This window comes from Undibacterium sp. SXout20W (assembly GCF_049340285.1).
GTDB lineage: Bacteria > Pseudomonadota > Gammaproteobacteria > Burkholderiales > Burkholderiaceae_D > Undibacterium.
In genome coordinates this window covers 1-20800 of record NZ_JBMPPH010000020.1, presented here as the reverse complement: position 1 = coordinate 20800, position 20800 = coordinate 1, and the positions used below count along the sequence as shown (strand labels likewise).

The 20800-nt window shown below is 45.1% G+C and carries 22 protein-coding genes, 2 tRNA genes and 1 pseudogene; 20 read left to right on the top strand and 5 right to left on the bottom strand.

Going from position 1 to position 20800, the window contains the following annotated elements; all coding sequences use genetic code 11:
* Nucleotides 1–6: 6 nt before the first annotated feature.
* The 4 genes from ACO0K1_RS11765 to ACO0K1_RS11750 are packed head-to-tail and all read left to right on the top strand — an operon-like array spanning nucleotide 7 to nucleotide 2496.
* Nucleotides 7–339: a flagellar protein FliT gene (locus ACO0K1_RS11765; RefSeq protein WP_423025890.1), complete on the top strand. Its 333-nt coding sequence runs from the start codon at nucleotides 7–9 to the stop codon at nucleotides 337–339.
* A 6-nt stretch (nucleotides 340–345) separates the two neighbouring features.
* Complete coding sequence (locus ACO0K1_RS11760) at nucleotides 346–1410, top strand: flagellar hook-length control protein FliK (RefSeq protein ID WP_423025888.1); 1065 nt, start codon at nucleotides 346–348, stop codon at nucleotides 1408–1410.
* On the top strand, nucleotides 1394–1729 hold the full coding sequence (locus tag ACO0K1_RS11755; protein WP_423025886.1) for an EscU/YscU/HrcU family type III secretion system export apparatus switch protein: 336 nt from the start codon (nucleotides 1394–1396) through the stop codon (nucleotides 1727–1729). The genes ACO0K1_RS11760 and ACO0K1_RS11755 overlap by 17 nt, the downstream gene beginning before the upstream one ends.
* 8 nt (nucleotides 1730–1737) lie before the next feature.
* Complete coding sequence (locus ACO0K1_RS11750) at nucleotides 1738–2496, top strand: flagellar brake protein (protein ID WP_423025884.1); 759 nt, start codon at nucleotides 1738–1740, stop codon at nucleotides 2494–2496.
* 234 nt (nucleotides 2497–2730) lie between these two features.
* Here the strand turns inward: ACO0K1_RS11750 and fliE are convergent, their stop codons facing one another.
* Nucleotides 2731–3087 carry a flagellar hook-basal body complex protein FliE gene (fliE, locus tag ACO0K1_RS11745; protein ID WP_423025882.1) on the bottom strand — a complete coding sequence of 119 codons (357 nt, stop codon included), beginning with the start codon at nucleotides 3085–3087 and terminating at the stop codon, nucleotides 2731–2733.
* Nucleotides 3088–3291: 204 nt separating this feature from the next.
* On the opposite strand from fliE, the gene fliF reads away from it, so the two are divergent.
* From fliF to ACO0K1_RS11675, 14 genes are all read left to right on the top strand, one after another.
* Nucleotides 3292–5007 carry a flagellar basal-body MS-ring/collar protein FliF gene (gene fliF, locus ACO0K1_RS11740; RefSeq protein ID WP_423025880.1) on the top strand — a complete coding sequence of 572 codons (1716 nt, stop codon included), beginning with the start codon at nucleotides 3292–3294 and terminating at the stop codon, nucleotides 5005–5007.
* Nucleotides 5000–5995, top strand: a complete 996-nt coding sequence (gene fliG, locus ACO0K1_RS11735; protein ID WP_423025878.1) for a flagellar motor switch protein FliG — start codon at nucleotides 5000–5002, stop codon at nucleotides 5993–5995. The genes fliF and fliG overlap by 8 nt, the downstream gene beginning before the upstream one ends.
* On the top strand, nucleotides 5988–6674 hold the full coding sequence (locus tag ACO0K1_RS11730; protein WP_423025876.1) for a flagellar assembly protein FliH: 687 nt from the start codon (nucleotides 5988–5990) through the stop codon (nucleotides 6672–6674). Before fliG ends, ACO0K1_RS11730 begins: the two co-directional genes overlap by 8 nt.
* Before the next feature lie 5 nt (nucleotides 6675–6679).
* Nucleotides 6680–8062 carry a flagellar protein export ATPase FliI gene (gene fliI / locus ACO0K1_RS11725; protein WP_423025874.1) on the top strand — a complete coding sequence of 461 codons (1383 nt, stop codon included), beginning with the start codon at nucleotides 6680–6682 and terminating at the stop codon, nucleotides 8060–8062.
* Nucleotides 8063–8099: 37 nt separating this feature from the next.
* Nucleotides 8100–8540 (top strand): flagellar export protein FliJ, encoded by a 441-nt coding sequence (gene fliJ, locus ACO0K1_RS11720; protein WP_423025872.1) that lies wholly within the window; start codon nucleotides 8100–8102, stop codon nucleotides 8538–8540.
* Nucleotides 8541–8568: 28 nt separating this feature from the next.
* Entirely contained in the window at nucleotides 8569–9873 is a 1305-nt protein-coding gene (locus ACO0K1_RS11715; RefSeq protein ID WP_423025870.1) for a flagellar hook-length control protein FliK, read from the top strand.
* Nucleotides 9874–10093: 220 nt separating this feature from the next.
* Nucleotides 10094–10603, top strand: a complete 510-nt coding sequence (fliL, locus tag ACO0K1_RS11710) for a flagellar basal body-associated protein FliL (RefSeq protein ID WP_423025868.1) — start codon at nucleotides 10094–10096, stop codon at nucleotides 10601–10603.
* A 4-nt stretch (nucleotides 10604–10607) separates the two neighbouring features.
* A complete protein-coding gene (gene fliM / locus ACO0K1_RS11705) occupies nucleotides 10608–11609 on the top strand; it encodes a flagellar motor switch protein FliM (RefSeq protein ID WP_423025866.1) in 1002 nt (333 codons plus the stop codon).
* A complete protein-coding gene (gene fliN, locus ACO0K1_RS11700; protein ID WP_423025864.1) occupies nucleotides 11602–12024 on the top strand; it encodes a flagellar motor switch protein FliN in 423 nt (140 codons plus the stop codon). The genes fliM and fliN overlap by 8 nt, the downstream gene beginning before the upstream one ends.
* Nucleotides 12021–12452, top strand: coding sequence for a flagellar biosynthetic protein FliO (gene fliO, locus ACO0K1_RS11695; protein ID WP_423025862.1), 432 nt, complete (start codon nucleotides 12021–12023; stop codon nucleotides 12450–12452). Before fliN ends, fliO begins: the two co-directional genes overlap by 4 nt.
* Nucleotides 12453–12465: 13 nt before the next feature.
* Complete coding sequence (gene fliP / locus ACO0K1_RS11690; RefSeq protein ID WP_423025860.1) at nucleotides 12466–13233, top strand: flagellar type III secretion system pore protein FliP; 768 nt, start codon at nucleotides 12466–12468, stop codon at nucleotides 13231–13233.
* Between the two features lie 7 nt (nucleotides 13234–13240).
* A complete protein-coding gene (gene fliQ / locus ACO0K1_RS11685; RefSeq protein ID WP_423025858.1) occupies nucleotides 13241–13510 on the top strand; it encodes a flagellar biosynthesis protein FliQ in 270 nt (89 codons plus the stop codon).
* A gap of 56 nt (nucleotides 13511–13566) precedes the next feature.
* Nucleotides 13567–14343, top strand: a complete 777-nt coding sequence (gene fliR, locus ACO0K1_RS11680) for a flagellar biosynthetic protein FliR (RefSeq protein WP_423025856.1) — start codon at nucleotides 13567–13569, stop codon at nucleotides 14341–14343.
* On the top strand, nucleotides 14343–15896 hold the full coding sequence (locus tag ACO0K1_RS11675) for an NAD(P)H-hydrate dehydratase (RefSeq protein WP_423025854.1): 1554 nt from the start codon (nucleotides 14343–14345) through the stop codon (nucleotides 15894–15896). Before fliR ends, ACO0K1_RS11675 begins: the two co-directional genes overlap by 1 nt.
* Here the strand turns inward: ACO0K1_RS11675 and cysE are convergent.
* From cysE to rnr, 3 genes are all read right to left on the bottom strand, one after another.
* Nucleotides 15893–16639 (bottom strand): serine O-acetyltransferase, encoded by a 747-nt coding sequence (gene cysE, locus ACO0K1_RS11670; RefSeq protein ID WP_423025852.1) that lies wholly within the window; start codon nucleotides 16637–16639, stop codon nucleotides 15893–15895. The genes ACO0K1_RS11675 and cysE overlap by 4 nt on opposite strands.
* Before the next feature lie 102 nt (nucleotides 16640–16741).
* Nucleotides 16742–17488, bottom strand: coding sequence for a 23S rRNA (guanosine(2251)-2'-O)-methyltransferase RlmB (gene rlmB / locus ACO0K1_RS11665; protein ID WP_423025850.1), 747 nt, complete (start codon nucleotides 17486–17488; stop codon nucleotides 16742–16744).
* A 69-nt stretch (nucleotides 17489–17557) separates the two neighbouring features.
* Nucleotides 17558–20056, bottom strand: a complete 2499-nt coding sequence (gene rnr, locus ACO0K1_RS11660; RefSeq protein WP_423025848.1) for a ribonuclease R — start codon at nucleotides 20054–20056, stop codon at nucleotides 17558–17560.
* Between the two features lie 157 nt (nucleotides 20057–20213).
* On the opposite strand from rnr, the gene ACO0K1_RS11655 reads away from it, so the two are divergent.
* Nucleotides 20214–20298, top strand: a tRNA-Leu gene (locus ACO0K1_RS11655).
* Between the two features lie 150 nt (nucleotides 20299–20448).
* Nucleotides 20449–20533 (top strand) — tRNA-Leu (locus ACO0K1_RS11650).
* A gap of 147 nt (nucleotides 20534–20680) precedes the next feature.
* On the opposite strand, the pseudogene ACO0K1_RS11645 reads toward ACO0K1_RS11650, so the two are convergent.
* Nucleotides 20681–20800 (bottom strand): annotated as a pseudogene (locus ACO0K1_RS11645) (IS30 family transposase); the annotation flags it as partial.

Here is a 20800-nt window from a genome sequence, read left to right as displayed (position 1 = left end):
TCGAGCATGGAAAGCATAGAACTTATCTCATTGTATGAAAACGTGGCTGTCATTACAGACAAAATGCTTCACGCTGCTCGCCAACGCGATTGGGAGCTGTTGTGTCAATTGGAGTCTAATTGCAGCTCAACTGTGGCCATCATTCAAAAAAATGAAGTACCAGTTCCTCTCACGCCGGAACTAAAAGAGCGTAAAATCAGCATGATCAAAAAGATACTTGCTGATGATAAAGAGATCCGTGACATTACTGAACCATGGATGGCAGAATTGGCAGATCTGATGCAAAGCAACCAGACTTCACGCAAGTTAAACCAGGCTTACGGAGCCAACAGAGTGTAATAATTCATGTCAAATCGCCTCGATAGTGCAACATCACAAACTGCGGCTATTGGGGCGAGCACTAAAACGACACCCATTAATCCAGGTTCACCCAAAAATACCAGCGTAGTTCAGGTTGAAGTACTGGCAAAACTGAATGATGGCACATATTCAGTTAAAGTAGAAAACAAACCAACAATCGTACTACTCCCACCCGATACCAAAGTGGGTGATCTTGTTACAATTGATCCTAAGGTAATCAACGCAAGCCAGCAAAATCTTGCGCCCGAATCAGGTTCAACCTCTCAGTTAAAGCAGTCAGCAAGTTCGACTACCGTATCAGAAATATCTCAACGTTCCCTATTAGACGCCAGCTTAGCTACAGCAAATACGAGTGATCAGAGCAGCATCACGCAATTAAGTCATTTTAGCCAACTTATCGACACCCTCCTCCGCGCCAACACAAATGCAGATTTGAGCATTAATAGCACATCGCCGATCTTGACCGACCCCTCAGCGGTCAAAGATACGCATGCACTAGCGCTGGAGTTGCAAAAACAATTTTCAAATAGCGGCGTTTTTTACGAATCTCATTTGGCAGATTGGGTCAATGGCAAGCGAGATTTACAGGCAATACGATCGGAACCTCAAGCAACACTTCCGTCTTTGGATGAAAAAGGAGTTCCAACTAGCGTCAGTAATAGTGCGGAATACAAAGAAGTGGCGCGCTTGGTTCAGCAACAGCTCAACACATTAGAAAACGACAGCCTAAAATGGCAAGGAAATTTTCTTCCCGCGCATACTCTTGAGCTTGAGATACGCAGACAACAACCTGAAAAAAAGAACCATCGCTACACTACAGAAACAGAAGGTTTTTGGAGTAGCATTGTTCGCTTCACGCTTCCAGCCATTGGAATGGTATCCGCAACAATCAATATGCATTCTTCGCATTTAAGCGTGACTATTCAAACCAAGGATGAAACGACTGCGCAACTACTAAGGTCTTTTGCGCCGCAATTTACGTCAACGCTTTCGACATTAGGCACGAATATTGACCAATTCAGCATAAGACACGATGGCCACAAAGAGTGATATCACCAAGAACGCCGTAGCAATCGCCTACGAAAGTGGTGCGAGCGCACCAAAAGTTGTTGCCAAAGGCAAAGGACTAATCGCGGAAGCAATTATTGCCCGGGCAAAAGAACATGGTATTCATGTGCATGAATCAAAAGAGTTGCTATCATTGTTAATGAAAGTAGATTTAGATAACGATATTCCACCAACTCTCTATCGCGTGGTTGCAGAACTTCTCGCCTGGCTTTACCATATCAACGCTGAAAAGTCAGGAAATAGCGCGGAGACGTCTTCCACTTACGCCATTGCTGAGAACAACTTTGACAAAAATAATTAACAGAATATATGCAAATGACTCCAACCCTTGGAACCGAAAACCAAAGTCCTTATCAAGTTTTCTCACGCAGAGAAATTATCGCCTTATTGCGGGGACTCCGGGACAGCAATCAGCTTATCAGCATGGTAATCCATAATGGAAGTGAAGTTTTTATCACTTCGATTTTAGATATCAATGAATCAACTAATTTAATAATCGTCGACAGCGCCCCAGGCAAACTGGCCAATCAACGAATTATCGAAGCGCCTCAAGTGTCCTTTGAGGGGCTACTCGATAAAATAGGTATCCAATTTTCAAGCTCAAAACTAGAACTCATCGACTTTGAAAACAGACCAGCATTGCAATTCGTGATACCTGCAAATTTAATCAGATTGCAACGCCGTGAGTATTACCGCATCAACACGCCATTATCTACGCCAATTAAAGTGAGTTTGCCTTTAGAAATGGACGACAAAGTAGACATTTTAAAGCTTAGTTTAGTCGACATTAGTTGCGGTGGCATTGCGATCCTTGACGAAAAGAAAGTGCTTGATTGCAGTATTGGTACAACAATTGAGCACTGCAAGCTTGATTTGCCTGGAATTGGATTAGTTGAGGTAGTTTTGCAGATAAGGAATCATCAAGAGTTGGTGTTACTGAATGGAAAATCGAACCGGCGCATAGGCTGTCAATTTATCAATCTTTCCAATGCTGTTCTTTCTAATATTCAACGCTATATTATGAAATTAGAAAGAGAACGTAACGCTAAATTGACCGGCATTGGCTAATAGCCTGAGCAAGATCAATGAATATCCGCTTTAAAATCTTGCGCTAATCTGCTGAACGTTGGGGCATTCTGCTCCAACGTTATTACCAATCAACAGCGAGTTTCATTAACTTTATATGCAAAATTGAGCGGAATTAAGAAAAATTAAGAAAATTCACATTCAATTGCAATTAATCGCAATTAATTGCAATTAAACGTCTTGAATATTTAAAAGTATTGACAGCATTGCTTTGCTTTATACCTGCATATTCATAATGTCATTATATGCAGCAACTAGCTTATTTCTTACCTGAACGCTGGTCTGAAACGAAATACTCGCTTTCTGCATTGATATCATCACGTCCGCCAAACTGACCTTGTCATCCCCCATGGCAAACTGCTCGCCTAATTTTTGGGAGTCTGTCTGGACTTTGTTCACATGATCCAAAGAAGCCTTTAGCGCATCCGCAAAATTAACTTTAGAAGCACCAGATGTCTCACTTGTGCCGCCTAGCGCCCCTACCGGAGACGCATGCTCCATCTTAGAAGCAGCGGTCCTAAGCTGTGCCACCATTGCGTCAATTTGACTGCGATCTATGCCACCAATACCCATATATCCTCCATCCGGCTTAAATTTATCTCAAGCGTTACATTAGCACTCTTAATGCGCTGCATTTGCCCGATAAGAGGCGATAAACTGGCTTTTATCCGTGGATTGAATTTGAAAAATAAGTCCAAAATTGGTACTAGTGAAAAACCCAATGGCTTAGTTATATGCAACAACATCTCCATACCGCGACAACAGACAAGGTGATTTATGGCAACTGCTGAAAACACTGTTCTCGATACAGCTCCTCCAGTGGAGTTGCCACGATTTCTTGGTCTACCCCAAACACCTGGTGTCCGTACTGCCTTATTGTCAGCTGGCGCGGCATTGATACTCGCCATCATGGTCGGTGTTTGGTTATGGAGTCAACAACCTGAATACCGCGTTCTATTCTCGAACTTCAATGACAAAGATGGCGGCTCTATCGTTGCATCACTTCAGCAGATGAATGTCCCTTATAAATATTCGGATTCGGGCACAGCGATTTTAGTCCCTGCAAGCCAAGTGCATGATGCTCGGCTCAAATTAGCCACGCAAGGCCTACCTAAAGGCGGCAATGTTGGCTTCGAGTTAATGGAAAATCAAAAACTCGGCGTTTCGCAGTTTTTAGAACAAGTTAATTTCCAACGCGCTTTAGAAGGCGAACTTGCGCGCACCATTCAGTCGGTATCCTCAGTACAATCAGCGAGGGTGCATTTGGCCATGCCAAAAGCCTCCGTTTTCGTGCGCGAACAACAAAGTCCAACGGCATCCGTATTATTAAGTATCTACCCAGGTAGAATTTTAGATCAGGCGCAAGTCAATGCAATCCTCCATTTGGTCGCCAGCAGCGTTCCAGAATTATCAACAAAGAATGTTTCTATCGTTGATCAAAATGGCAATTTGCTTTCAGATCCGAATAAGCAGGCTGGAAATAACAACCTGGATCCGGCGCAGATCAAGTATGTGCAAGACTTCCAGGACAATGTCGTCAAGCGCGTAGAATCAATCATTTCACCCATCGTCGGCAAAAATAACGTTCGCGCCGAAGCGACAGCTGATATTGATTTTTCAAGAAGTGAGCAGGCAGCTGAAAGTTACCGTCCTAATTCGCCACCAGAAGCATCAACCATTCGTAGCCAACAGACCAGTGAAAGTTACAATAAAAATAATAACGCATCAGGCATTCCAGGCGCCCTGACAAACCAGCCGCCAGCACCGGCGACCGCGCCAATAGTAGCAAGTGGCTCGAATGCAGCACAGTCTGCAGCATCTAACACTGCTTTATTGCAGAAAGACTCAACAACGAACTACGAAGTTGATAAAACTATTCGCTACACGCAGCAAAATATGGGCGGCGTTAAACGTATATCGGTGGCGATTGTCCTCAATTACAAGTCGGAAACTGATAAAAACGGCAAAGTAACGACCAGAGCGTTAACGGATGTTGAAAAAACGCAAATTACTGATTTAGCCAAAGAAGCGATGGGTTTCAACAAAGAACGTGGCGACACACTCAATGTCGTAAATAGCCCGTTTGCTGGCCCAGAAAAAGAAGTGATCGAAGAAATTCCACTTTGGAAACAACCGGAAAACATCGCACTTGCAAAAGAATTGGGTAAATACCTGTTAGTTGGCATAGTTTTAGCGTATTTATTCTTTGGTTATCTCAAGCCGATGCTGTACAAAATCATGGGTAAAGACGAAGCGGAGCAAAAAGAGAAAGAAAGACAAGAGCAAGAAGAAAAAGAAAAACTCAAAGCACTCGAACGCGAAGCGGAAGAGGAAGAAGATGGTACAGTAGTCAAACTCTCCGGAGAAGAAGCTAGTCAGGTTGCTAAGCAAACACAAAGTTATGAATCGAATTTGGAAATGGCCAGAACGCTAGCACGAGATGATCCGAGAATCGTGGCGAACGTCATTAAAACGTGGGTGAATAATGAGTGATGAAGGCGTACAGAAGGCAGCAGCTTTTTTACTTGCGTTGGGTGAAGACGGCGCAGCTGAAGTAATGAAGTTCCTTGGGCCTCGAGAAGTACAAAAAATTGGCGCTGCGATGGCATCAATTGGTGCCATTCCGCACGAACGTATTGCAGTTGTTCTGGAAGATTTTAAGGCAGCTGCCGATATCAGCTCGTCCGTTGGGCTGGATTCCGACGAGTACATTCGCAATGTGTTGACCAAAGCTTTAGGCGATGACAAAGCCTCTTCCCTCCTCAACCGGATTTTGGGAGGTAAAGACGCGAGCGGGATTGAAAGTTTAAAATGGATGGACTCACCTTCCGTTGCCGATTTGATTAAAAATGAACATCCCCAAATTATCGCAACAATCTTAGTACATTTGGAAAGTGATCAAGCCTGCGAAATTTTAAATAATTTCACGGAACGCCTCCGCAATGATGTCGTACTTCGCATCGCAACTTTGGACGGCATTCAACCAACGGCATTAAGAGAACTCAACGACGTTCTGACCAAATTATTGACAGGTAATGAAAGTTTGAAGAAGAAATCGATCGGTGGTGTCCGTGCTGCGGCCGAAATTTTGAACTTCATGAGTGGTGAAAATGAAGCATCTGTCATGGATAACCTGCGCAAATACGATGGCGACATGGCTGAAAAAATCATGGATGAAATGTTCGTGTTCGATAACATCTTAGAAATCGATGATAAAGGTATCCAATTACTCTTACGCGAAGTTCAGTCTGACTCATTGATTATTGCATTGAAGGGTGCAAATCAAGATATGCGCGAGAAAATATTTAAAAATATGTCGCAACGCGCTGCCGAAATGATGCGCGAAGATTTGGAATCCAAAGGACCGGTAAGATTGTCCGAAGTGGAAGCACAGCAAAAACAAATACTGCTAGTGGTACGTCGCTTAGCAGATGAAGGCCAAATTATGCTTGGTTCTAAAGGTGAAGACTCTTATGTCTAGTGCGCTACAGAAAAATGATGTCACTGCCTACCAACGCTGGGAAATGGCGTCATTTGGTGAAACACGCCCGAATCACATTGCGGCTTTACGTGTGCAAGATGACATTGACGCCGCACCAAGCATCAGCGCTGAAGAACTGCTACAAATTAAAGCGAATGCTCATTCAGAAGGTTACTCCGCTGGATATCAGGAAGCCTACGAAAAAGGCTTGCATGAAGGTCAGGCTGCAGGAATGCAGATTGCTGAAGAGAGCATGAAGCAGGAAATTCATTCAATGCAAACACTTGCCAAGAATTTCATCGATGAAATCAATGTCGCTGGAAAAAACACCGGTCAGGAGCTACTTGATTTGGCAATAAGTTTGGCGGAGAACATCTTAAAGGCTAAGCTCGAGTTGGATCAGAACGCTATTTTACCCATTGTTGAGGAGGCAATAACGCAAGTTCCGTCGATTCAACAACCTGCAAATATCCTGCTCAACCCAGCCGACGCTGCGATCATTAAAAATACAATGAGCGATGCATTAAACACCGATGGCTGGAGAATCGTTAGTGACCCACAACTAGCCCGCGGCGACTGCAAAATTGAAACCGCCTACAACATCGTTGATGCAAGCATTGAAACACGCTGGAAAAACCTCAAAGGTTTAATTCAACAAAGCGCAGAAAGAACGGTCTAGCTAGCATGGAATCTACGATTACCAGCCACTGGAAAAGCTTACTTATTGACAGCAAAGTACTTGCTGATCAAGCAGGAGAAGCCTCCGTTGCCGGCAGAGTTACGAAAGTAACTGGTTTAGTTATGGAGGCAGTTGGTCTGAGGCTCCCCGTCGGCAGTGCCTGTACTATCCATCTCACTACAGGGGCGACAGTCGATGCCGAGGTGGTTGGTTTTGATGGCGACCGCTTGTTTTTAATGCCTCACAGCGATTTAGAGGGCGTCACCCCTGGCGCTGCAGTATTTCCGGCGGTACAGGTCCATCAATCGGGCAATAAGAATAAGCGCAGTACAGATCGAAGTCGAAAGCTCCCAGTTGGCTACCAATTGCTTGGCCGCGTTTTAGATGGTAACGGTCGAGCACTTGACACATTGGGGCCGCTCAATACGACAGAATCGGCGTCATTAAGCGCCCGAATCTACAACCCACTCGAGCGCGCCCCCATTGTCGATACGCTTGATGTTGGTGTCCGTGCAATTAACAGCATGCTCAGCGTTGGGCGAGGCCAACGACTTGGCTTATTCGCAGGTTCCGGCGTGGGTAAAAGTGTACTTCTGGGTATGATGGCCAGGTACACAACCGCAGACATTATTGTGGTCGGATTGATCGGCGAGCGGGGTCGCGAGGTCAAAGAATTTATTGAGCAAATTCTAGGCAAGGAAGGTTTGGCGCGCTCAGTCGTCGTCGCCGCTCCTGCTGATGCGCCTCCGCTTATGCGACTTCAAGGCGCGGCCTATGCGACCACCATCGCAGAATATTTCCGCGACCAGGGTCATAGTGTTTTGCTCATTATGGATTCACTGACAAGGTATGCGATGGCGCAGCGGGAAATTGCCCTTGCCATCGGCGAACCGCCCGCCACCAAAGGTTATCCGCCCTCTGTTTTTGCTAAATTACCAATCTTGGTTGAGCGTGCGGGCAATGGCAAAGAAGGTGGCGGTTCAATTACCGCTTTTTATACAGTGCTGACGGAAGGCGATGATCAGCAGGATCCGATTGCAGATTCTGCACGCGCTATTCTGGACGGACATATTGTCCTTGACCGCACACTGGCAGAGAGTGGCCATTATCCAGCAATTGACATTGAACAATCAATTAGTCGGGCGATGCACAGCATCACTACGCCAGAACATCAACAACTATCGAGAAAGCTCAAACAACTATATTCACGCTATGAGCGCAGCAGAGACTTGATCAGTGTCGGTGCCTACGCACCTGGATCTGACCCCTTGCTCGACGAAGCAATTCGCTTACAGCCACGTATTGCCGCGTACTTGCAACAGGACATCTTACAAAAAGTCAGTATAAGCGAGAGTATGGATGGACTTCGTGCTCTATTCCAAGGATAGAAAAACAAAGAATCACCTATACTTCACTTAGAACCACATGGCCACCAAGTCACCCATTGATACTCTGATAGAAATCGCTGAAAAAGATACCGATGACGCAGCGAAAAAATTAGGCAAAGCAATTCGCTATCATGAAGAAACGATCGCAAAATTAAATTTGCTAATTCAATATCGTGATGATTACGATTTACGTTTTCGCGAGAACGCAGCGAAAGGCATTAGTGCAAGTCAGTATGGGAATTTCATGGCATTTCTGGGCAAGCTTGATAGCGCTGTTGATGGTCAGAAGCTAGTGGTAAAAGAAGCTGAAAAGCGTGTTGAATTTGCAAAAAATGCATGGCAGGCAAGTGAGAAAAAACGCCTTTCGTACAATACTTTGGATCAACGAGCGAAATCTATTCTGCAGCAAAAAGAAGTGAAGCGCGATCAAAAACAAACCGATGATTTTGCAGCACGTACGTATTTCTACAAGTCATAACTATCTACAGATATAAGCGGCAATTAATATGAAAACGGCGAACATTGCAAGTGTAATGATCAATCAAAACGGTGCAAGCGCTGCACCAAAAAGCAATCCGGTGACCACGGATGAAAATTCATTTAATGCCCACTTCAGTAGGGAAATGAGTTCAACTCAAACGACCAATTCGCCAAAGCCGGCGAAATCTTCTGACTCATCGAGCGCCAGTAAGCCAACTGATACTGAAAAATCTGATTCGACGGCTTCCAACACCGCGAGCACTGGCGTCACGTCAAACCCATCGACCACGGCTAAAAGCACGAACAAAAATTCAGATAAGAATTCAGACAAAAATAAAAACAATTCGCCGACAGAGGATACTAACCCCCTGATTTCGCTAATTAATGCGATGGCAAAAGACCCCAATGCGACCAATGACGCAAATATTGCGTCAGGAGCAACTGAAATAAGTCAGGTCACAAACACCGACGTATTTAGCACAGCCACACAAAATATTGCTGCTCAGCAGGCGTTAGCACAGCCGAATAACGCAAAAATTACCGCGCCTCCCTCAGAAGCAGCAAACGGTCCTACCGTAGCAGAAAGTGATCCGACTAAAAACCAAAGTTCAGCATTGTTTGCAAAGACTTTGTCAGATGCGGTAGAACCAGAAACTGCGGCTAAAAGTTCTGGTACCGAACCTTTAAATAATGTCTCAACACAAGATATTTCAAGCAAAGGTAAAAATGATGTAAATTTAGCAAAAATTGAGGGAGCACTTACCGCGATCGCTCAAAATAAAGCTGACAAACTCCCCGTCGCAATTACGCCGCAAGCAACAGCACAATTAACAAATTTAGCGCAAATGGTTCAGGCAACTGGCACCACAGCGAACATGCAGATCCCCCAGAATGTTGGCAGCACGGGGTGGGATAAAGCAGTTGGTCAAAAAGTGCTCTGGATGGTTGGAGAAAGCATACACTCAGCTGAGCTAAGCTTAAACCCGCCAGATCTCGGTCCGCTTCAAATCGTCTTAAAAGTAAGCAATGAACATGCGAGCGCGTCATTTATGTGCGCCCAACCAGAGGTCAGAGAAGCACTGGAATCCTCGATGCACAAATTACGTCAAATGATGAGCGACGCCGGAATCCAGCTATCGGGTTTTACCGTCAATACCCAGGCCTCAAATCAAGGTCAACCAGGAAACGGCTATCGTCCAGCGTCGCAAGACTTCGCACAAACAAGTGGGTCCGGTACAAAAAATACGCAAATCGAGCAACTTTCTTCATCTACAACAACGCCAACAAGAGTATTTACATCAAGAATTGGTGAAGTTGATACCTTTGCGTAGATGTCAGACTGGAAAAATTTCCACTCAACCATGTAGAATGAGAGTAGAAAGTAGGTAACCAGGAATTTTTTGGACAGGGACGCTACAGAGCTCGATCAGAGCATGTCATCACCAGTCTGAATTAAAGAAGATTTACCCTTCTTTTCCCCAGTTATAAACGGCCTTCTTTCGTAGATAATATGGAAAACCGTGGCAAACATAGCACGTCGAGAGGATAAAAATGGCGAAAGCACCTGCGAAAGCAGCTCCAGCGCACGGCGAAGCAGCCCCAGCTGGAAAATCAAAGAAAAAACTGATCATCATCATTGCCGTAGCGGTACTCTTACTGGGTGGTATTGGTGGAGGAGCAGCATTTTTCCTATCAAAAAAACATTCTGCGAACAAAGAAAAAGAACAAAAAGCGGAACCACCGAAAGTGGCAGCGTTCTTGCCCTTAGAGCCGTTTACCGTCAACCTGCAATCCGATGCGGGCGATAAATATCTGCAAATAACAATGACTCTTGAGGTTGAAGGCGAAGAACAAGCTGGCTTAATTAAGGCAAACATGCCTCAAGTTCGTAGTCGTCTATTGTTGTTACTGTCAAGTAAAGATGCGAACGAGATCATTTCTGTTGATGGCAAAGAAAAGTTAGTACAAGAGATCGTAGAAAAAGTGAGCCAACCATTTGCAGCAAAGGGTGAGCCGCAAAAGGTTAACGCTGTTTACTTCACTTCTTTTGTAGTTCAGTAAACCCATGTCAGATAATTTCCTCTCCCAAGAAGAAGTCGATGCCCTTCTCAAAGGCGTAACGGGAGACCAGGACGATTCTCAGTCTCAGGAGGATACGTCTGGAGTGCGAACGTACAACCTCGCTACACAAGAGAGGATTGTTCGTGGGCGTATGCCGACGTTGGAAATCATTAATGAAAGATTTGCACGCTTGTTGCGTATTGGTCTATTTAATTTCTTGCGACGCAGCGCCGAAGTTTCTGTCGGTACCGTACGTGTTTCAAAATACAGTGAATTCATTCGCAATCTGGTAGTTCCAACGAATCTCAACTTGGTTCATATGAAACCATTGCGAGGTACTTCCCTCATCGTGCTTGATCCGGGCCTTGTATTTCTCTTGGTAGATAACTTGTTTGGCGGCGACGGTCGTTTTCACACACGCGTTGAGGGTCGTGACTTTACACAAACGGAACAAAGGATTATCCATCGCATCCTTGAAATCATTTTTGAAACTTATTCAAAATCCTGGGAACCGGTGTACCCCATCGAGTTTGAATACATTCGCTCGGAAATGAATACGCAGTTTGCGAACATCGCAACGCCTAACGAGGTGGTCGTATCAACCACCTTTACCATCGAGCTCGGGCCAGTGAGTGGCGAAATGCACTTTTGCATGCCATATTCCACCATCGAACCGATTCGTGACGTGCTGACCAGCAGTTTGCAAGGTGAGACATTAGAGGTAGACAAGCGTTGGGTTAGACTCATGACCCAACAGATTCAAATCGCCGAAGTTGAAATAGTCGCAGACCTCGGCACAACCAAAGTCACCTTAGAAGATATACTGAATATGAAGACAGGCGACATCATTCCCCTTCACGTTCCCGACATTGTCTCGGCCAAGGTTGACGGCACACCGATTATGGAATGTAAATACGGCGTTTTTAACGGACAATATGCGCTGCGCGTGGAAAAATTACTTAATTCCAGCGTACAAGAAGTAGCACAAGGAGAAAATCATGGATGAAAACGCAGATACCCCAATTAGTGAAGATGATTGGGGCGCGGCAATTGCGGAGCAGGAAAAAGCCGAAGCAGCCGCTAGTGAAAAAAGTGAACCTACCGTTAGCGCTGCAATTTTTAACGATTTCAGCTCTAAGGCTTCATCTACCGAAACACACAATGATATCGACTTTATTCTCGATATCCCTGTTCAGCTCACCGTTGAGCTTGGCAGAACCAAGATAGCGATCAAAAATTTGCTGCAACTAGCACAAGGATCCGTGGTTGAACTTGACGGTATGGCGGGCGAACCGATGGACGTTTTAGTCAATGGCTGTCTCATCGCTCAGGGTGAGGTCGTTGTGGTCAATGATAAATTCGGCATTCGTTTAACCGATATAGTGACGCCTGCAGAACGGATTCGCAAACTGAATAAATGATGATGAATCCAACAAGGCTGTGTGCAATTTTATTGCTGACTTTATCTTCTCAATACGCGATTGCCGCAGATACTACGGCAATTAGCCCAACCGTGGGCTTTGTCCAAATCACCGCAGCATTAGGGTTTATTTTATTGCTGATGTTCGGTGCAGCTTGGCTACTAAAACGTTTAGGGCCAATCACAACGGGCAACAAACTTTCTTTAAAGATTGTCGGTGGCATTAGTGTCGGCAATCGAGAACGAATTGTCGTTGTTGAAGTTGACGACCAATGGCTGGTGCTTGGTGTTACTGCAAACAATATCAACCAATTAGCTAGCATGCCAAAAAAAGATGTCCCTGCAGTGCCAAATACTCAAAGCTCTGGCGTGTTTCAGGATTGGTTAAAAAGAACAATTGAAAAGCGCAGCGATGCGCCTAATGAATAAAAATAAGTGTTGCATGAAAACCCTGCGCCCTTCGCCCCATTTACTTTTTCAACTGATCTGTCTTATCGGCTTATGCCTGCCTGCTTTTGCCTTTGCAGAAACAACTGGCGGCTTACAAGCGATCACGTCAACGCCAGCAGCTGGCGGTGGCCAAAATTACTCGTTGAGTATTCAAACGCTGCTGTTTCTGACTGCCATCAGTTTTTTACCGTCTGTTTTGCTGATGATGACAAGTTTTACACGCATCATCATCGTGCTATCCATGCTTCGGCAAGCATTAGGAACACAGTCATCACCACCAAACCAAGTCATGGTTGGCCTTGCTCTCTTTTTGACTTTATTCGTGATGGGGCCTGTCTTTGACAAAATTTATACGGATGCCTACGTACCATTTTCTGAAAACAAGATCACAATGATCGATGCACTTGAAAAAGGTGGCGCACCACTTAAGCAATTCATGATGAAACAGACCCGGCAATCCGATCTGGCGCTGTACGTAAAAATGTCAAATTCGCCTAAATTGCAAGGACCTGAAGATGTCACTTTTCGCGTCTTGATCCCAGCGTTTATCACTAGTGAGTTAAAAACAGCCTTTCAAATCAGTTTTGCGATTTTTATTCCCTTCTTGATTATTGATATGGTGGTTGCGAGCGTTTTGATGTCCATGGGTATGATGATGGTGTCACCGTCGATCGTTTCCCTGCCATTTAAATTGATGCTATTCGTGTTAGTGGATGGATGGCAATTAATCATAGGCTCATTAGCCCAAAGTTTTTATTGAGGTAAATATGGCTCCCGAATACGTGATGACCTTAGGACGACAAGCGATCGAAGTAACGCTAATGCTGGCCGCACCTTTATTACTTGTTTCGCTGGTGATAGGTTTACTTGTGAGTATTTTTCAGGCAGCAACACAAATTAATGAAACCACCTTGTCTTTTATTCCTAAATTAGTCGGCATTTTTACGACCTTGATCATTGCCGGACCGTGGATGCTAGGCGTCTTAACCGATTACATGCGACAAATGTTTACGAGTATCGCCACCATGGCTAGTTAGCTCAAAGGCATAAATCCATGGTTTCTTTCACGAGCAGAGAGCTGATCGCGCTCATCATGGCATTTGTGTGGCCACTTACAAGAATCTTAGGTCTCATTGCAGTTGCACCTCCGCTAGGAAACAGTAGCGTTCCCGCTCGAATTAAAATTGCCTTTGGAGTAGTGATTGCACTGATTGTCGCTCCCAGCATCCCTGCCATACCAGATGCTGATGCACTTTCACTCACTGGAATCCTCATCCTCACCCAACAGTTCATCATCGGCCTTGGCATAGGATTTATTATGCGATTGGCGTTTGCAGCCATAGAACTCGCTGGAACGATGGTAGGCATGACAATGGGACTTGGATTTGCCTCGTTTTTTGATCCACAAACAAGAGGAAATACGTCCGCCCTTTCGCAATTTTTAGTACTAATTGCAACTGTGCTGTTCTTTTCTTTAAATATTCATCATGCAATGCTCATCGCTTTGATGAATAGTTTTAAAACAATTCCAATTACGACCACGCTTCAAAGTGGCTTTGATTTTCATCGATTAAGCATTTGGGGAGAACAAATTTTTATATCTGGTCTCAAACTTTCGATACCGCTCATCGCCGCACTTTTGTTAACCAACGTCGCTCTCGGAATACTAACCCGCGCAGCACCACAATTAAACGTATTTGGGATCGGTTTTACGATTACTATTAGCGTTGGATTTTTAATTTTAGGGATGATCCTGCCGTATTTAGCGCTACCGATTGAACATTTATTTCAACAGGCAATTGATGCCATGCAGACGATGAACAAAGTTCCTCAACACGTCATTCCCAAATTAACTCAACCTTTTCAATAATGATGAACGTCATCAAATTTGCCGATTTAGAACTCCTGAGTTCAGACGCAATTCGCGAGATAGAACAAAAGTATACCATCGACTATCCTCACATCAATTTGATGAAGAAGGCAGGAAAAGCAACCGCAAATCAGGCGAGACAATTAATCAATAGCAGCTCACATCCTATTTTAGTTCTGGCTGGCCCAGGAAATAATGGCGGCGATGCATGTGGTGCGGCTGCCGACCTGGCGAAAAATGGTTACAAGGTCATCGTCGTACTTTGCGCCGACACGGATAATTATTCTCCGCAAGGAAAGAAACAATTTGAAAAAGCATTAGCACGAAAAGTCATATTCAAGAATGCCGACGACATCAAAATCATACTCAAAGTACAGTATTCGTTAGTCATCGACGGCTTATTTGGGATCGGCTTAACGCGCCCGATTGCCGGGTCCATCAAGGAGCTTATTCATTGTGTCAATGATTATTCACGACGCATGCAGGTCAGAATCCTATCAATTGACGTTCCTAGCGGGTTGAACCCCGATACCGGTGTTGTCATTTCCAATGACAATGAAGAGGGCATCGCAATATGCGCACATACGACGATAACATTTCTCGCAAATAAGCCTGGATTGTATACGGCAGACGGAAAAGACTTCGCTGGAAATATCGTCGTTTGCGATCTTGATACGCCAACAACAAACCGACCTGCACCACTGGCGTTATTAAATCATGCGCCTTCGTTTAATTTCTGCTTGGCGCCACGCAAACAAAATAGCAATAAAGGTAGCTTTGGCAATGTAGTAGTCATTGGTGGCGCCAAAGGAATGATTGGTGCGGGGGTACTAGCTGCTCGAAGCGCCCTATTTGCGGGTGCTGGCAAGGTTATTTTATGGCTGCCAGATCAGTCCATCAGCTATGATCCACACCATCCAGAAATCATGTACATGGATCAAGCCGATACTGAATTAGACAAAGCGATTGTCGTTATTGGGCCAGGAATAGGCAACTCCGAGCGAGCAAAGCATATTTTAAACATGGCGTTACTCTCAGATGCCACTTTGGTCATTGATGCAGACGCATTAAATCTGATTGCCGAAGATAAAGACTTACAAACAAACTTAATCAGCAGGACTTCAGCAAGCGTTTTGACACCCCATCCGTTAGAAGCCGCACGACTCTTGAATCAGACGACCCGGCAAATTCAATCTGACCGCCTTATTGCAGCATCGACGTTAGCAAAAAAGTTCAACTCGGTGGTTATACTAAAAGGATCGGGGAGCATCATCTGCAACCAAGTGGGTGACTTGCGGATTAATAAAACAGGGAATCCGGGTTTGGCGACGGGCGGTACAGGTGATGTACTGGCAGGTTTATGTGGGTCATTAATCGCACAAGGTTTATCGACGTTTGACTGTGCCCAATTGGCTACGTGGGCACATGGCGCAGCAGCAGATGAGCTCGTAAAACACGGGATTGGTCCAATTGGCCTCAATGCAAGTGAGCTACCCGAGGCGATTCGCCACTGTTTGAATACATTTGTCGCTTCCCAAAACACCCCAGATTAATCAACCAGACTATTAATTTGCTCTGAATTGAATTTATCTTTTTCGATTTGGACATCACAAACGATGCCCGCAATGGCAATTGCCGCCGAGAGCTTTTCAATTTGCTCTTGCTGCGAAACAGCATGGTCAATCAATTTATGTAAGACCTTAGAAACCGGGTCGTCGCTATTCGGGGTTACCCCGTAAGCTGCGAAAAGCTGTGAACTTGCCGCTTCGTTCGAAGTAGCTTCCTTCTTTATAATGTGCGCTGGATTTCCTACTGCCGTCGCACCTGCAGGGACTGGTTTTACGACAACAGAATTGGAACCAATTTTTGCGCCGGCGCCAACGGTAAAGCTGCCGAGCACTTTGGCACCTGCGCCGACGATCACACCCTGTTCTAAAGTTGGGTGGCGTTTAGAACCACGAGACAAGGAAGTACCGCCCAATGTCACGCCTTGATAAATTGTACAATCGTCTCCGATTTCAGCAGTCTCACCTATAACAACACCAAAACCATGATCAATAAACACTCTGCGCCCAATGGTAGAGCCAGGGTGAATTTCAATACCAGTCAACACTCGCGCAATGTGAGAAATAAATCGTCCGAGCCACTTAAAACCGCGCACCCAGCACCATTTTGCCCAACTATGCATGACGATTGCCTGAAAACCTGGATAACACGTAATAACTTCCCACGGATTACGGGCAGCAGGATCTTTTGCAATAATACTAGCGATATCTTCGCGAAAACGACTAAACATGTTGATAGCAATGGGAAAATAGGTACAGCGAGATAGTAGCTTATTTAAAAAAAATGCGCCGAAGCGCACTTTTAATCCTTTAGGTATATCGAATAAACTACCTTAGACTGTTTTACCCAAACGCTGTCGACGCGCCTCATACAAGCAAACACCGGAAGCTACTGAGACATTTAAACTTTCGACTGTCCCGTACATGGGCACACTCACCAGAACATCACACGTTTCACGCGTCAAACGACGCATTCCTTCTCCTTCGGAGCCCATTACGATTGCGCAACCACCAGTGAAATCGACATCGTAAATGGTTTTACTGTCGACGTCATCAGACGTACCTACGAGTAAAATGTCGCGTTCTTTCAGTTCACGCAAAGTCCGCGCCAGATTGGTTACCGTAATGTATGGCACCGTTTCTGCCGCGCCACTTGCCACCTTTGCGGCAGTCGCATTCAAGCCCACTGCGCGGTCTTTAGGGGCGATCACAGCATGTGCACCGACACCATCTGCAACACGAAGGCATGCACCGAGATTATGCGGATCAGTAATACCATCCAACACCAACAGCAATGGCGGTCCCTCGATCGCATCTAGCAACTCATCGAGATTACGCGCCAGTGATAATTCCCCGGCTTTCGCTACGACGCCCTGATGGCGTCTTGTACCAACAATATTCGACAAGCGCTGATCATCAGCGTGAATAATGCGGACACCGGCAGCTTTTGCCGTGGCTAACAAATCCTGCATACGACGATCGTTACGTTCAGAATCAACGTATATTTCTTCCACTGACGACGCTTCATGACGAATGCGTGAAGTTACCGCATGGAACCCAAAAATCATTTTACTTTTCATATTACTCTTTATTTACTTAACTCAGACTTAACTTCATTCAAACCTAATTCAATTTTGACACATTGCGAACTAGCGTCTTTTTTTTGCAGATTTACCGGCAATCTTCGAACCAGCAGATGGAGTCCTCTTACCACCGATTGCCCCTTTTTGCTTTGATCCAGCGACTCTACCCTCAGATGCAGCGCTCTTATAAGCGTCAGGTCTTTCCGCCACGACGTTTTTTTTACCTCCAACAGATGGTTTAGAGGCAATTCTTACCGCTTTCGCACTTTTATTGATAGGTGTCGCCGGCGTTTGTTTTTTCCCCTTCTCAGAACCACTACTCCATGGGGCAATGGCACCACCAGGTTGAACAATGCTGAGATCAATTTTGCGCGCATCCAAATCAACCCGAGTTACCTGCACCTTCACCTTATCAGTCAATTGATACCTTTTTCCAGTGCGTTCGCCGCGCAGCTCGTGTCTGGCTTCATCAAATTGGAAGTAATCAGCACCAAGATCAGTAATGTGCACTAAACCTTCAATATAAATATCGTCCAACTGTACAAAAATACCAAATTGCGTCACACCGGAAATCGTACCGATAAACTCTTCGCCCAATTTATTTTTGATGAAATAACATTTCAGCCAGGCCTCAACGTCGCGTGAAGCCTCGTCTGCACGGCGTTCGTTGGCGGAACAATGTGTTCCCAATGCATCCCAAATGGTCGGGTCTTTCTCAACTTTCTTTTTCCCAGCGGCTTTGTCAGCAATCAACTGCTTACGTGCAGAATTAGAAATAGTCGTGTTGAGTAAGCTTAAATCAATTCCTTTAGGCTCATACACTTTGCCGTTCAAAATAGCTTTGATCGCCCTGTGCGTGAGCAAATCTGGATAACGCCGGATCGGGCTTGTAAAGTGCGCATAAGCCTCATAGGACAAACCAAAATGGCCAATATTATCTGGACTATAGACCGCCTGCTGCATCGAGCGAAGCAACATTGTTTGCAGCAAAGGAGAATCCGGACGCCCTTTTATTTTTTCCATCAAAGCAGCATAATCTGAGGCCGATGGTTTATCGCCGCCACCTAAAAATAAACCGACTTGCTTTAAAAAATTTCGAACTTGCGTTAGTTTTTCTTTTGTCGGTCCCGCATGAATACGATAAGTGCCAGGATGCTTATACGTTTCCAATAAATTCGCGGCACATACATTGGCAGCAAGCATACATTCTTCAATCAGCTTATGCGCATCGTTCCGAGTGCGAGGAATAATCTTTTCAATTTTTCCTGCAGCGTTACAAACAATATAGGTCTCGGTCGTTTCAAAGTCGATTGCCCCGCGCACATGGCGGGCTTTTAACAATGCCTGAAACACTTCATATAAGTGACCTAAATGGTGCACCAACGTAATACGCTTAGCTGCCTCAGGTCCTTTTGTATTACCCAGAATTGCGGCTACTTCAGTGTAAGTAAAACGCGCGGCCGAATGAATGACTGCTGGATAAAACTGATATGCGTTGATCTCACCTTCTTGAGTGATCACCATATCGCACACCAGCGTTAAGCGATCAACGTCCGGATTTAAGGAACAAAGCCCATTCGAGAGCTTTTCCGGCAACATCGGAATAACTCTACGCGGAAAATACACTGATGTACTTCGTAATAATGCGTCTTCATCCAGCGCATCATTTGGCATCACGTAGTGACTAACATCGGCAATTGCGACTAACAAGCGGTACCCTTTAGAGCGTCCGATTTTTACAGGCTCGCAATAAACGGCATCATCAAAATCCCTGGCGTCTTCGCCATCAATCGTCACCAAAGGAATGTCACGCAAATCAACTCTGTCCTCGAGGTCTTTAGGCCTGATCTCTGACGGCAGCTTTGCCGCTGCTTTCTTGGCCGCCTCAGAAAATTCGTGTGGCACGCCAAATTTACGGACAGCGATTTCAATTTCCATTCCGGGATCATCAATGTCACCCAAAATTTCAACGATCTTACCAACGGCTTGCGCGTAGCGAGTCGGTTGTTCAGTTAACTCCACACTCACTACCTGACCTGCTTTAGCCTTGCCGGGCGAACCTGCCAACAATATATCCTGACTAAAGCGATTATCTTCAGGGGCGATAACCCAAACACCATTTTCATTCAATAGACGACCGATTACATGCGTATTGGCACGTTCAAGGATCTCTATAATGCTACCCTCGAGGCGACCTCTGCGATCCGTCCCCACAACTCGCGCTGTTACCCGATCACCATGCAATACTTTTTGCATTTCTCGTTCAGGCAGATATAAATCATTACTACCATCATCCGGGATTAAAAAACCATAGCCATCACGATGGCTATTGATTTTCCCTGAGATAAAATTTTCTTGATTTGCAAGACTATAGTTACCTGTGCGATCTGGCTTAATCTGACCGTCTCGTTCCATTGCGTTCAATCTTCGCGTCATGCCATCAAACTCCTCGGGTTTCACGTCTAACTTTTCCGCAATATCAGTTGCGGTCAGTTTGACCTTATTCGTACGAAGGACGCCCAGAATTTCTTCACGGCTGGGAATTGGGTATAAATGCTTATTCAAATGATGTTAATTTCTTTAAAAGTTATTTCACGTTCTGACTATACAAGACATCTTCCTAGTTTACCGGAGCAAACGTCAAATGCCTAACAATTCTTCAACATCCGACTCGCTTAGTCTTGACATGACAAGCAAACACTCTATAATGCTGGCTTCCGTTGCCCACGTGGCGGAATTGGTAGACGCGCATGGTTCAGGTCCATGTGCCGCAAGGTGTGGGGGTTCGAGTCCCTCCGTGGGCACCAAAGCATTCAAAAGCCCGTTGATTCGTCAACGGGCTTTTTTACATATAGATACCACAAGCCCCACTGAACGCCCTCAAAAATTAAATCCCGAAAAGTTCAAAAAAATCCACCAAAGCAAGTCTAATTCCTCTATAATCATGCCTTCCCGTTGCCCACGTGGCGGAATTGGTAGACGCGCATGGTTCAGGTCCATGTGCCGCAAGGTGTGGGGGTTCGAGTCCCTCCGTGGGCACCAGAGCATTCAAAAGCCCGTTGATTCGTCAACGGGCTTTTTTACATCCAGATCCCGCCGAACTATGGTATTCAATTTAGATTAATAATCAATTTTATAACTTAGCTTAACAACTAAGCTTAATACGTAAGCTTAATACCTTAGGCGGATTCAATTTCGAAGTGCAACCACATGTTGATGCGATTGTAACTGCTTCATAAATACTTGGTGCGGCGTTTTGAAGCCGAGACATTTTCTGGGACGATGATTTAAGCTGTTCATCGCCCATAA

What these genes read in the sequence shown, in the direction of transcription:
- ACO0K1_RS11765 (WP_423025890.1), top strand. Translation starts at nt 7, where the DNA reads ATGGAAAGCATAGAACTTATCTCATTGTATGAAAACGTGGCTGTCATT.
- ACO0K1_RS11760 (WP_423025888.1), top strand. Translation starts at nt 346, where the DNA reads ATGTCAAATCGCCTCGATAGTGCAACATCACAAACTGCGGCTATTGGG.
- ACO0K1_RS11755 (WP_423025886.1), top strand. Translation starts at nt 1,394, where the DNA reads ATGGCCACAAAGAGTGATATCACCAAGAACGCCGTAGCAATCGCCTAC.
- ACO0K1_RS11750 (WP_423025884.1), top strand. Translation starts at nt 1,738, where the DNA reads ATGCAAATGACTCCAACCCTTGGAACCGAAAACCAAAGTCCTTATCAA.
- fliE (WP_423025882.1), bottom strand. Translation starts at nt 3,087, where the DNA reads ATGGGTATTGGTGGCATAGATCGCAGTCAAATTGACGCAATGGTGGCA.
- fliF (WP_423025880.1), top strand. Translation starts at nt 3,292, where the DNA reads ATGGCAACTGCTGAAAACACTGTTCTCGATACAGCTCCTCCAGTGGAG.
- fliG (WP_423025878.1), top strand. Translation starts at nt 5,000, where the DNA reads ATGAGTGATGAAGGCGTACAGAAGGCAGCAGCTTTTTTACTTGCGTTG.
- ACO0K1_RS11730 (WP_423025876.1), top strand. Translation starts at nt 5,988, where the DNA reads ATGTCTAGTGCGCTACAGAAAAATGATGTCACTGCCTACCAACGCTGG.
- fliI (WP_423025874.1), top strand. Translation starts at nt 6,680, where the DNA reads ATGGAATCTACGATTACCAGCCACTGGAAAAGCTTACTTATTGACAGC.
- fliJ (WP_423025872.1), top strand. Translation starts at nt 8,100, where the DNA reads ATGGCCACCAAGTCACCCATTGATACTCTGATAGAAATCGCTGAAAAA.
- ACO0K1_RS11715 (WP_423025870.1), top strand. Translation starts at nt 8,569, where the DNA reads ATGAAAACGGCGAACATTGCAAGTGTAATGATCAATCAAAACGGTGCA.
- fliL (WP_423025868.1), top strand. Translation starts at nt 10,094, where the DNA reads ATGGCGAAAGCACCTGCGAAAGCAGCTCCAGCGCACGGCGAAGCAGCC.
- fliM (WP_423025866.1), top strand. Translation starts at nt 10,608, where the DNA reads ATGTCAGATAATTTCCTCTCCCAAGAAGAAGTCGATGCCCTTCTCAAA.
- fliN (WP_423025864.1), top strand. Translation starts at nt 11,602, where the DNA reads ATGGATGAAAACGCAGATACCCCAATTAGTGAAGATGATTGGGGCGCG.
- fliO (WP_423025862.1), top strand. Translation starts at nt 12,021, where the DNA reads ATGATGATGAATCCAACAAGGCTGTGTGCAATTTTATTGCTGACTTTA.
- fliP (WP_423025860.1), top strand. Translation starts at nt 12,466, where the DNA reads ATGAAAACCCTGCGCCCTTCGCCCCATTTACTTTTTCAACTGATCTGT.
- fliQ (WP_423025858.1), top strand. Translation starts at nt 13,241, where the DNA reads ATGGCTCCCGAATACGTGATGACCTTAGGACGACAAGCGATCGAAGTA.
- fliR (WP_423025856.1), top strand. Translation starts at nt 13,567, where the DNA reads ATGGCATTTGTGTGGCCACTTACAAGAATCTTAGGTCTCATTGCAGTT.
- ACO0K1_RS11675 (WP_423025854.1), top strand. Translation starts at nt 14,343, where the DNA reads ATGATGAACGTCATCAAATTTGCCGATTTAGAACTCCTGAGTTCAGAC.
- cysE (WP_423025852.1), bottom strand. Translation starts at nt 16,639, where the DNA reads ATGTTTAGTCGTTTTCGCGAAGATATCGCTAGTATTATTGCAAAAGAT.
- rlmB (WP_423025850.1), bottom strand. Translation starts at nt 17,488, where the DNA reads ATGAAAAGTAAAATGATTTTTGGGTTCCATGCGGTAACTTCACGCATT.